Source organism: Bradyrhizobium sp. CSA207 (genome assembly GCF_029051685.1).
GTDB lineage: Bacteria > Pseudomonadota > Alphaproteobacteria > Rhizobiales > Xanthobacteraceae > Bradyrhizobium.
The window spans coordinates 60,011-71,418 of the sequence record NZ_JAACFT010000041.1 but is presented as its reverse complement, the minus strand read 5'-3'; the positions used below and the strand labels follow the sequence as shown (position 1 = coordinate 71,418).

Genomic DNA, 11,408 nt, shown 5'->3' with positions numbered 1-11,408 from the left:
TCGGGCTCAATCCGCGTGTGCACCAGTCGGGCCTCGGTGCCGCTCATCACGGCCGGATCAGCAAGGTCGGACGTAGCCACGCCCGGGCCATGCTGGTAGAAGCCGCCTGGGCTGCCGCCAAGACACCCGGACCGCTCCACGCTTTCTTCGTGCGCATCCGCGCCAGACGGGGCCATCAGGTGGCCGCCGTCGCCGTAGCGCGCAAGCTGACCGTCCTGTGCTGGCATCTGCTGACGAACGAAGAGGATTACCTCTGGGCCCGGCCCAGTCTTGTCGCTCACAAGATGCGCGGCATGGAGTTACAGGCTGGCCGAGCGCAGAAAAAAGGCAACACGCGCGGCCCTGCCTACGCGTACAATATCAAACAACTCCGCGATCAGGAGATGCACGTCGCCGAGCAAGCGCAGAGAAGATATGAGCACTTTGTCGAAGCTTGGCGCCCGCGCCCGCCAAAAGAAAAGGCGCGCGGGCGCCTCAACCCGGCAGGACACAGATAGGGCTGCCCGGCGACGCTTACAGCCGACGCGCCGCTCTTCGCCACGAGGTCACCCGCGCACGACAATAACAATCGCTGTTCGGGCTAGTTCCCATCCCCCTGGGACACGGGGCCGGTGAGTCATTGTTTCTTTCCAGGCCCGATCCGATCGAGGATGCCGCCGTGCTCGGGCCGGTCAAGGCCGAGCCTTGCGGTGGCCGCAAACTGCGGCCAGCCTTGACCGCCCCTGCGCGCGGCAGCTGCGAGAAGGGCGGTCGGGACGGAAGAATGCCGGCGGCGCGGTCGAACAAAAGAATGCATCTTCCGGAGCCCGCTAAAAACTGCTTGTCGATCTCATCCGTGGAGTGCAGCTTGGTCCGGTGCTGCGCAGGGAAGGTCATGTAGGCGAGCACATCGGTCTCCGCCTCGTCGAGAAAGCCGGCAAGCTTCGGCAGCTTGGGGCGGAGCTGGTCGGCGACCTTGCGCCACTGCGTCTTGGCAGCCTCGGCATCGTCCTGCGCAAACGCGGTGGCGATGAAGGCGGAGACGACGCGTCGCCCGCTCTTGCCGGCATGCGCCAATGCATTGCGCATGAAGTGGACGCGGCAGCGCTGCCAGCTGGCGTTGAGCACCTTGGCCACGGTCGCCTTGATGCCTTCGTGGGCGTCGGAGACGACGAGCTTGACACCGCGCAGGCCGCGCCGGGCGAGCTTGCGCAGGAACGCGGTCCAGAACGTCTCGGCTTCGGACGGACCAATATCCATGCCGAGAACTTCGCGCCGGCCGTCACTGTTGACGCCGACCGCGACGATTACCGCAACCGAGACAATCCGCCCCTGCTGGCGCACTTTCACGTAGGTGGCGTCGATCCACAAATACGGCCAGTCGCCTTCGATCGGGCGGGTGAGGAACGCCTTCACCTTGTCGTCGATCTCGCCGCACAGCCGGCTCACCTGGCTCTTGGAGATGCCGGTCATGCCCATGGCCTGCACCAGATCGTCCACCGAACGGGTCGAGACGCCCTGCACGTAGGCTTCCTGCACCACTGCTGTGAGCGCCTTCTCGGCCATGCGGCGCGGCTCCAGGAAGCCTGGGAAATAAGAGCCCTTGCGCAGCTTGGGAATGCGCAGCTCGACCGCGCCGGCACGGGTCTCCCAGATCCGGTCGCGGTAACCGTTGCGCTGCGCAAGACGCTCGGGGCTCTTCTCGCCATAGGCGGCCCCGGTCTGGCCCTCCACTTCCAGCTCCATCAGGCGCTGGGCGGCAAAGCCGATCATCTCGCGCAGCAGATCCGCATCGGGGGTCTTCTCCACGAGCGTCCGCAGGTTCATCATCTCATCGGTCATCGGTGGTTCCTCGAATCAGGTTGGTGTCAGCAACCCGACCCTACCGGCGAACCGCCGGTGACCACCGCAAAGCCGCCCGCCCGCTACGGCGCTATTGGGGGCGCGCGTCCGGGCGGCTTTGCTCTACCGAGCTACACCATCACCCGGGACACGACCAGGACTTCTGCGCGCAAGTGCAGTTCGACGCGCGAATACGGAGCTCACGAAATGCGAGTGCCTGCTCTTGGAGCCTTGACGCAAGGGTGATCGAAACAAGAAAAAGACCCAATCATCGACAGCTCCTTGGGGTCGGACCACCGCGTCTGGACTGTGCGCTACAATTCGCCGCCAGCGGCCAGATTTTATTGATGGACGAGCCGGCGCTCCGCGGCTGCCGCTACACATCTGTACGAGAATCCGCGTGAACCGAGAACGGCTCCGCTAGGCACCGGGCGGCCACGAATAGAATTACGCCACCGTCACCCGCCCGTATTTTTACTCCGCTTTGCTTTGCATATCTGCTCTGGACTACGCGCCTCATCGCGCATCCGATCTCTCCAAAGACAACGAGCGACCATCCGACCGCTTGCCCCCTCCCATCCTCAAAGCTGGGATAATCCGGACAATGAGGAAATCTGGTTTGAGTTGGCGCGCACCATCGGACGTCAGATCGCACAGGATGAAAATCACGGCTCGGAGCAGCCGATAGAGGACCGGCATGACGACAGCGTCATCGAAGAAAACGGCCGTACTATACGCGCGCTATTCGAGCGACATGCAAAAAGCGACCTCGATTGACGGTCAGCTATTGCTCTGCCGGAAGGTCGCATTGCGCAACCACCTCGATGTCATCGGCGAATTTGTGGATGCCGCAAAATCTGGTCTTACCGAAGGTGCGCGGGACGGCTATCAGCGCTTGCTTAACGGTGTGCGAAACCGGAACTTTGACGTCGTCGTCGTTGAGCACTTCGACCGCTTGTCGCGTATCCCGCAACCATCCAGCGTCTCTAGCAGGTTTTCGAGTTCAACGGCGTTGAGCTGATGGATCAGAAAGGGGTCTATGCGACCGCCACTGACATCAGCATCGCAAGTCGGTACAACACGATTTACAAGCCGCAGCTCACCGAAAAGGTTCGGTGCGGCCATGACAACGCTGTTGCCAACGGAAGAATTCCTGGCTCATACGCCTATGGTTATCGGCCAAGGCCGGGCGCGCCGGGCGAACGCGTGATCGATGAGAACCAAGCAAAGATTGTGCTCCGCATCTTCACCGAATATGCAGCGGGCCACTCGACCCGAACTATCGCCGCTGATCTCACGCGCGAATGCGTGCCCTCACCAGAGGTACTGTCAGAAGAACAAGGCTGGTCGCACCATCTGGAATCATCAGTGCAACACAGGCGGTCGGCATGGTCGCGGCATTATCGGCAACGATCTATGTATTGGCGAGATACATTGGAACGTTCGCTCGACAATTCTCAACCCGGAGACGCAGAAGAAAACAGAAGCGCCGCAATCCAGAAGAACGCCACATCATAGTCAAAAAGCCAGAACTGCGGATCGTTCCGCAAGTGCTCTGGGATCGAGCGCAGAAGGTTCGTAGCGCGCGCCGTATCTATGTTCGGACCGACTGGCAAGCCGCGGCGTCGCGCCGTGATCCCGCGCAACAATGAGGACCCGCTTGCCGGTGTGCTCCGGTGCGGCGTCTGCAATGGCCATATGCGAATCGCTCAATCCTCGCGTAACGGTGCACCCCGCGCGGCATGCGCGAGCGCGCATCAGCGGGGCACCTGCGAGCACACCCGTAGCTTTGACATGGACGTTCTGCTCGAGGATGCCTCCGCCAAAATCCAAGTGGAATTGCTTTCGCCGAAAGCCATTGAAGAGGCGATGCGTGCTTGGAAGGAGGAGCGCAAAAACGATCGGAACAAGGGCAGCGAACACGCTAAGCTAGAGCGTCGACGCTGCGTGTTGACTACCGAGATCGAACGCCTGTCATATGCCATCGCAAATAGCCGTCGGAAGCCGGACGAGTTGCTCAAGCGGATCGATGAGTGCGACCTGGAGCGGGAAAGCATTGAAGACCGCTTGCGGCTGCTGGGCGGTCGCGGCGAAAATGTGATTGGCTCGATCGCCCGAAATTCAGTGACCGATACCTTTCGGAGGTTAGAAGGCTGATCACCGCGCTCAAGACCAATCCGAAGGCGATCGAAACTCGCGTCGCCTTCCGCAACTTGATTGAAGGCATAGTAGTGCATCCGGTTCGCAAGCGGATGCCCTATGAATATACCCCCTACCTGAACAGCTCCGCGCCTTACGGCAAGAACCTGTTCCCCGAAAACCGCAGCAAGGAGCGAGAAATCAGCACGTTTGCCTACTACCGATATCGCAACAGGATACTAACTGCTTGATTCCGTTGGGGCGCTGGAGGGCGATAGCGTGAACAAGCGTAGATTTTTCTACGCCCCTTCCATGGCGAGCCGCAGCGCCTTCGGGATCCGCTTCAGTATTCACCTAGTCTCATGCACGTGCCACTGCCCGCGCAGCACGAGCGGTTCGCCGCCGTGCTGCGCGGGCACTACGGCTATTATGGAAGGCGGCACAATTATCCAGCGCTCAACGGCCTCTACCGCAAAGTGCGTCGGACCTGGCTGCGTTGTCTGAGGCGGCGGAGCCAGAAAAGTCGGCGCATGCCGGATCGCGCGCAGCCGCGATCTCGCTATCGATAGCGGAGATGACGTCGTCGTTGGGAGTTCAGTTTGCGCGCCGAGCGCGCGACACTTTGATCGTCCGCGACACAATGCGATCAGGCTTGCCGGCATTCAGCCCTCCTCGCATGACATCTGTCCCAAGCATCGGGCCGGCTGGAAACCAACGACGGCGGCCGCCAATTATTGTTCCAACCACCTTCCCATTTCATTGCGATCTGTCTCTTTGCGAGGCGCAACCATGGATTTGAGAATAGATAGGACTGCGGTCGGCGCGTGTTTCAAACTCAGCGAGCTCGGAACAATTCGTCGCCCAGACCTGGCTGGCAAGGTTGGCGTCGTTGTCGATATAAGCTCCCGTACGACCGGCATCACCGTTCTGTTCGATGGTGCCAAACGACCAACCGTTTTGCATAGGGATTACATTAGCCCCAGCTCTGACGAGGATTTCCCATAGCCGTGCGCAGCTTCAGTGCGTCCTCGCTGCATCGGGGGACATCATCCGCATCGCGGATGCTGAGAAAAGCGCTTGCTGTTTTAGGGGTCGAGGCGGCCAGCCGCGCAGTTATCGTCTCGACAGCATTCTCGGGATCTCGCAGCCGCAGACGTCTTTCTCACCGCGTTATCCGATCGAGCTGACATCGACGGGCCTCAGTCAATTCCTCCAACATCGCGACCCGCGGAAATACGGCCCCGCGAGCTTCGATCCGACGCCGATCGCGGGCATCCAGTGGGGGCCCAACCTATGTTTTTCGCTGCACGGTGTGCGGCAAGCTTGGTACGCATCCGGCGGAGGCCGCAGGCTGATTGTATTACTCGGGCGGCCAGCGCTTGAGCCAAGTCGGATTTTCTTTCGTGCATCAGGACGAGCTCGATCAGATCTTCGATTCCGAAGTCGGTGAAGGCCATGACGCCGTGTTCGCCGGCGCCATAGACCCAGATGACGCCGACCTCGGGATTTGGTCGCTCCGGCCCCTGAAACCGGGAGGCCTATTTAGGAAATAGTCTCGCTTGCCAAACGCTTTCTCGGCATATTGATCGATCGAAACGATGATCGCTTGGCCGTGCTGGCGGCAGGCGTCGAAGCGGCCGGGTACTCCTGGTGCGGCCGCGCCGCGACAAGCGTTGGATGTTCTGGCGGGCGCCGGCGCGGCCGCGAAACGGCGGAGCATTGCCTCTGGCGCGAGTTCAAGCCTCCAGTATGTGGCGTTGCAAGATTTAGGCAAGCGCGAGGCGGCGAGTTGTCGTGCGTTTTGTGTGCAACGTTGTGTTCGCAACAATTGGCGGATAGCAAACAAGTGCGGGTTGGCTTTCGGAAGAGAAAGCACGCGCCACGCTTCGTTTTGCGTCCGGCTGTTCGCAGCGGTCCGTGGGCGGAAGCATCAGGCGATTGGCCCGGCTTTTGCTCCCCTGCTTGCCACGGCGTGCGGCTCCCCTGCTTTGTCGGGATCGACCGCTGCAGAATGCGGATCTCTAATGCGTGCCCAGATCACAATCGCCTCGGAGCCACCTGCGAGCTTCACGCTGCACAACGGCCTGCAGGTGGTGGTGATCCCCGATCACCGCACGCCGGTTGTGACGCAGATGATCTGGTACAGGGTTGGCTCCGCCGACGAGACCGCCGGCAAATCGGGATTGGCGCATTTCCTCGAACACCTGATGTTCAAGGGGACGGCCAAGCATCCGCCCGGCGAATTCTCCCAGACCGTTCTGCGCGTCGGCGGCAACCAGAACGGATTCACCTCGCCCGACTACACCGGCTATTTCCAACGGGTGCCGCGCGAGCAGCTTGGTGAGATGATGGAATTTGAGGCCGACCGGATGACCGGCCTCATTCTCAAAGATGAGGACGTGCTGTCCGAGCGCGACGTGGTGCTGGAGGAATTCAACATGCGCGTCGCCAACGATCCCGATAGGCGGCTCACCGAGCAGATCAGGGCGGCGCTTTACCTCAACCACCCCTACGGCCGCCCCAATCTCGGCTTTCGCCAGGAGATCGAGAAGCTCGACCGCGACGACGCGCTCGCGTTCTACAAGCGCTTCTACGCGCCGAATAACGCGATCCTGATCGTCGCCGGCGACGTCGATCCCAAGGAAATCCGCCCGATGGTGGAAAAGAATTTTGGCGACATTCCTGCACAGCCCGCGATCCCCGCGAAGCGCGTGCGGCCACAGGAGCCGACGCCCGCGGCACCCCGCACCGTGACGCTCTCCGATCCCCGCGTCGAGCAGCCCACCTGGTGCCGCTCCTATCTCGTGCCGTCAGCTACCACTGCGGCCGCAGGCGAGAGCCCTGCGCTCGACGTGCTCGCGCAGTTGATGGGCGGCGGGATCAACTCCTATCTCTACCGTGTGCTGGTGATCGACAAGCAGCTCTCCATCAGCACGAGCACGGGCTACCGGCGCACCTCGCTTGATGCCTCGCAATTCATGATTTCGGCTACGCCGAAACCTGGCGTCGAATTCGTCCAGATCGAGGACGCGATCGACAAGGTGATCGCCGACCTCGCGCAAAATCCCGCGCGCGCCGAGGATCTCGAGCGCGTCAAGACCCAGTTGATTGCGCAAGCGATCTACGCCCAGGATGACCAAGCGACGCTTGCGCGCTGGTATGGCACCGCGCTCACCACGGGACTCAGCATCGACGATATCCGAAGCTGGCCGGACCGCATCCGCGCCGTCACCGCCGAGCAGGTGCGCGAGGCCGCGCAGAACTGGCTCGACAACAAGCGCTCGGTGACGGGCTATTTGATCAACGATTCTGCGCCCAAACCCGAGGAGAAGCGCTCGTGACCTATTCTCTCACTCGGCGTGCCGTCCTCGGTGGGGCCTCGCTCGCGATCGCGACGCTCGGCTCTGCACCATCATTTGCTGCTACCAAGATCCAGCGCCTGCTCTCGCCCGGCGGCATCGAAGCCTGGTTTGTGCAGGAGGCCACCGTCCCGCTGATCGCGATGAAATATGCCTTCGGCGGCGGCGCCAGCCAGGATCCGGCTGAGAAGCCCGGCGTCGGTCACCTGGTCGCCGGCCTGCTCGGCGAAGGCTCCGGCGATCTCGATTCCAAGAGCTTTAACGAGCGGCTCGACCGCCGCGCCATTGAGCTGAGCTTTACCTCGTGCCGTGACCAGTTTCGCGGCTCCTTGCGCATGCTCAAGGACAACAAGGATGAGGCTTTCGGCCTGCTGCGGATGGCGCTGACCTCGCCGCGTTTCGATGCGCCCGATGTCGAACGGATCCGTGCGGCGGTGCTCTCGACCCTTCGGCGTGACTCCACCGATCCTTCAACGCTCGCCGATCGCAAGTTCTTCGAAGTCGCCTTCAACGATCATCCTTATGGCCGCCAGGCCGGAGGAACGTTCGAGAGCGTGCCGAAGATCGACGTCGCCGATCTGAAGGACTATGTCCGCCGCGTGATCGCCGAGGACACGCTCAAGATCGCGGTGGTCGGTGACGTCGATCCAGAGACGCTTGGCAAACTGCTCGACAAGACCTTTGGCAGCCTGCCGGCAAAGGCGCAGTTGACAGAGGCCGCCGATGTAGTTGCGGCAAAGCCGCCGCAGCGCGTCTTCATTCCGCTCGACGTGCCGCAGACGGTCGTGAGCTTCGGCGGTCCGGGCGTCCGCCGCAGGGAGCCGGACTTTATGGCGGCCGATGTCGTCAACCAGATCCTCGGCGGCGCCGGTCGGTCGTCGCGGCTGTTCCGCGAAGTCCGCGAGAAGCGTGGGCTCGCCTATTCCGTCCGTGAGACGCTGCTCTGCATAGATCATTCCGCGCTGTTCGTCGGCAATACCGGCACCCGCGCCGATCGCGCCGGCGAGACGGTTGAGGAGATCGACAAGCAGGTCCGCCGCATGGCCGAGGAAGGCCCGACCCAGCAGGAGCTCGACGAGGCCAAGTCGTACCTGAAGGGCTCGCAGATGCTGGCGCTGGATACATCGTCAAAACTCGCGCACGCGCTGCTGCAATGCCAGATCGACAAGCTGCCGATCGACTATATCGAGAAGCGTAGCGCCCTCGTCGACGCGGTGACGCTGGAGGACGCCAAGAAGGTCGCACAGCGGCTGTGGGGCCAGGGCCTGCTCACCGTCATCGTCGGCCGTTCCCTGCAGGCCGCAGCCCAGCCGGCTGCCGCGCCATCAGCCGCAACGCCGGCAACACCCGTGAGGTGACATTCGGTGCGCGTTAAGGACAAGCTGTCCTATAGCCGTTATTTGGCCGACGTCCGATCTGCCTACATCAAGGGGCGGCCTCACGAGAGCGCGTCACTTCAGCTAGTCGTTACGCATCCGACGACTGCCGCGCAACGATTACGCGCGCGCATAGACGGTCTGGGTTATGATGGTCGCTAGCCAGTTGAGACGTTCAGGTTGCGACGGACCGCTGATCAGAGTTTTTTTCGACCGCGCGTAGCCTTTTCCATTCCCAAGGAAGCAACTCGTGCAGGCGCGAGGCAGCAGATCGGCGATACGGGCCAGAACATCGGCGAGCCAGGCTTGCGGGTCGACATCGTTGAGGCGTGCAGTGGTGAGAAGCGTCACCATGACAGCGGCGCGGTCTGCCCCGCGCTGAGACCTGGCAAAGGTCCAATTGCGTCTTCCGAGAGCGATACAGCGCAGCGCTCTTTCCGCAGCGTTGTTGGTCAGGCAGATTCTGCCATCATCAAGGAAGCGGGCGAAGTCGGCCCAGCACTTGAGCATGCAGTCGATCGGCTCGCGAACCTCGGAGGAGCGCGAGAGTGTGGCGCGTTCGGTGGTCATCCATTCGTGCATCGCATCGAACAGCGGCTTGCTCTTTTGCTGTCGCACGCTAAGCCGCTCGGCGGCGGTCAAGCCGTTGATCTCGCGCTCGATGACGAAGAGTGCATCGAGGCGTCTGAGCGCCTCCAGCGCTATCGGGGAGATCGGCTTACCCTTCTTGAGCTCCCGGGCATTTTTGCGATGTCGGCCAGCTCGAAGAACTGTCGCCTCGCATGCGCGAGGCAAAATGCATGATCGGTAGCGCTTTCTTCTTCAGATCGAACAGCGGCTCGAAGCCGTTGTAGCAGTCCGCCTGGAGGATTCCACTGAACCGGGCCAGATGTCTTGTGGATGCTCTGCCGATAGCGTTCAGATAGGGGCACTGAGATCCTCCGGCACGGTGATCAAATATTTCGGATCGAGCCTTCCAGCTTTCACCAGCATGCGCTTTCCTTTCCCCAAATCGACCTTGTCACGGTTTATTTGCTTCAGCCATGAATGGTTGTGCCGGTCGGCAAACCAGAAGAACAGCCTTTTGACTTTTACGCTTCTGCAATCGTCCAGCAGCTTTTGCAGCTTGCGGGGACTGAGGTTGCGCAAGCCCTCAACAAGCATGTCGACCTGGTGGAAGCTCTCGCTATGCGGCAGCTCGTCGAGCAGTTCAAGCAACGCCCGTTCGGGCGATGAAATGGTGAGTGGCCATTCGCTCTCGCCCCATATCTGCTTGAATGGTCCTGCCTGGAATTCATCGGCGGCTGCGCCGGTATTGTTCTGGACATTCCACGCGTCGTTCTTGAGCCCCTTCGTCACGGGATCGGCTTTGAAGAGCGTTGTGCTCTTGCGGAAGGTGAAACGCTCTTTGAGCGGAAGCTTGGAGAGCCATCCGGGCGGAGCATCGGGACCATACAGATAGACGACGGTCGGCCCTTCAACTCGGAGGTAGTGCGAAAAGCCTTGCAATTTGAGCGCGGTTCGCCCTCCGACGATCAGGGGGCGCTCAAGCAGCGTCTGAAGCGATATGACCGATTTCTGCCATGTCAGGGTGCCAAGCGGGCGCTTGAAAGTTCCACGCGTTGGCTGAACCAGCCAGCCAGCCGAAACGTACTGGCTGCGCAGACCTGTCGAATAGCGATGCTTCGTCATCCACTCGGCATCGACCAATAGGCCTTCCGCGAGGGCATGTTCGAGAACGTTTAGGTTTCTGCCAGAAGGCTCAGTCATACTTAGCAACATGGTAGTATTTCAAACAAGTTTATAGATTTGCAAATTTGCTAACCCGACTATGCAGACAACTCATAATCAAACTTGGCTTGCCGGGCACGCCAATCACATTTCGATCTCTAATGCGCAGCCCTGGGGATACGCGGCAGGGTCAGCACGCTTGCCAAGCCGGTGAGCAAGCAACCTGGCCGCTTGTCCTCGTCAACCGTCTTCTGTATCGCCAGCAGCAGGTCCGGCGCACGCTGGATCTCGTCAATGATGGTGGCTCGGTCCAAGCCCGATCAAACCAGCCGGGTTGGACTCTGCGGCTCGAGGACCGTCTGATCGCCGAATGTAATATAAGTTCGGCCGGCCCGGCGCGGTCCTACAATCAGGATCACCGGGGTATCCGAAAGGGCTTCTTCCGCCTAACGTTCTACGAACCGCTCAAACATGCGAACTCCGAATCCCGGTCGATCGGAACTATTGGTATCAGCTGATTGGAAGTCTATGAGAACGGCGATCTAGACCCACCCCGGAGCGAACGCGGCCAATCGAGGCGCCGGAAGGAAAGCGCGGCCAAAAGAGCCGCATCGAAATCTTGGCTACATTTTCCAACCCAAATTTGCTCTGTTGAGAATTCTAGCACTTCCTGAAGACAGCGTCGTCTACATCGAGCGAAACGACGACGTCGAGTTCGTGGAAGCGGACGGCCGAATATCGCCGGCTTCCGCAAGCACAAAGCGCAGGGCGACCGTCTCTCGGATCTTTCGACCGATTTCTGGAAATCGGTGCGTATCTGGTTGGCTCATTACGAGTCCACGGGAAGAGCTGGATCCAACGCATACTTCCTGCTCTTTACTACCGCAGTTATTGCGACAGGCTCTTTCTTGGAGCAGTTCGCCGACACAGATGCCGATGGCGACGCGAGGGCTAAGGATGCGTCTCACGCATTGGCAGCCAG

The 11,408-nt window shown here is 60.9% G+C and carries 8 protein-coding genes and 4 pseudogenes; 8 read left to right on the top strand and 4 right to left on the bottom strand.

The window, feature by feature from the left end:
• Positions 1-497 (top strand): transposase (locus GWG65_RS34165; RefSeq protein ID WP_275199835.1); only part of this gene is annotated, 497 nt, incomplete at its 5' end.
• Positions 498-819: 322 nt separating this feature from the next.
• On the opposite strand, the pseudogene GWG65_RS34160 reads toward GWG65_RS34165, so the two are convergent.
• Positions 820-1,821, bottom strand: a pseudogene (locus GWG65_RS34160) (IS256 family transposase); the annotation flags it as partial.
• Positions 1,822-2,518: 697 nt separating this feature from the next.
• Between GWG65_RS34160 and GWG65_RS34155 the strand changes: the two are divergent.
• From GWG65_RS34155 to GWG65_RS34125, 7 genes and pseudogenes are all read left to right on the top strand, one after another.
• Positions 2,519-2,842 (top strand): recombinase family protein, encoded by a 324-nt coding sequence (locus tag GWG65_RS34155; protein WP_275199834.1) that lies wholly within the window; start codon positions 2,519-2,521, stop codon positions 2,840-2,842.
• A complete protein-coding gene (locus tag GWG65_RS34150; RefSeq protein WP_275199833.1) occupies positions 2,842-3,339 on the top strand; it encodes a recombinase family protein in 498 nt (165 codons plus the stop codon). Before GWG65_RS34155 ends, GWG65_RS34150 begins: the two co-directional genes overlap by 1 nt.
• On the top strand, positions 3,243-3,473 hold the full coding sequence (locus tag GWG65_RS34145) for a recombinase family protein (RefSeq protein ID WP_275199832.1): 231 nt from the start codon (positions 3,243-3,245) through the stop codon (positions 3,471-3,473). Before GWG65_RS34150 ends, GWG65_RS34145 begins: the two co-directional genes overlap by 97 nt.
• Positions 3,418-3,573: pseudogene (locus GWG65_RS40540) on the top strand (hypothetical protein); the annotation flags it as partial. The gene GWG65_RS34145 and the pseudogene GWG65_RS40540, both read left to right, overlap by 56 nt.
• A 42-nt stretch (positions 3,574-3,615) precedes the next feature.
• Entirely contained in the window at positions 3,616-3,978 is a 363-nt protein-coding gene (locus GWG65_RS34135; RefSeq protein WP_235940325.1) for a hypothetical protein, read from the top strand.
• Between the two features lie 2,006 nt (positions 3,979-5,984).
• Positions 5,985-7,301, top strand: coding sequence for a pitrilysin family protein (locus GWG65_RS34130; RefSeq protein ID WP_148743277.1), 1,317 nt, complete (start codon positions 5,985-5,987; stop codon positions 7,299-7,301).
• Complete coding sequence (locus GWG65_RS34125) at positions 7,298-8,677, top strand: pitrilysin family protein (protein ID WP_148743276.1); 1,380 nt, start codon at positions 7,298-7,300, stop codon at positions 8,675-8,677. The genes GWG65_RS34130 and GWG65_RS34125 overlap by 4 nt, the downstream gene beginning before the upstream one ends.
• Before the next feature lie 193 nt (positions 8,678-8,870).
• On the opposite strand, the pseudogene GWG65_RS34120 reads toward GWG65_RS34125, so the two are convergent.
• From GWG65_RS34120 to GWG65_RS34110, 3 genes and pseudogenes are all read right to left on the bottom strand, one after another.
• Positions 8,871-9,590 (bottom strand): annotated as a pseudogene (locus tag GWG65_RS34120) (IS66 family transposase); the annotation flags it as partial.
• A 23-nt stretch (positions 9,591-9,613) separates the two neighbouring features.
• Positions 9,614-10,465 carry a type IV toxin-antitoxin system AbiEi family antitoxin domain-containing protein gene (locus GWG65_RS34115; RefSeq protein WP_148742496.1) on the bottom strand — a complete coding sequence of 284 codons (852 nt, stop codon included), beginning with the start codon at positions 10,463-10,465 and terminating at the stop codon, positions 9,614-9,616.
• A gap of 137 nt (positions 10,466-10,602) precedes the next feature.
• Positions 10,603-10,845: pseudogene (locus GWG65_RS34110) on the bottom strand (AAA family ATPase); the annotation flags it as partial.
• Between the last annotated feature and the right edge of the window lie 563 nt (positions 10,846-11,408).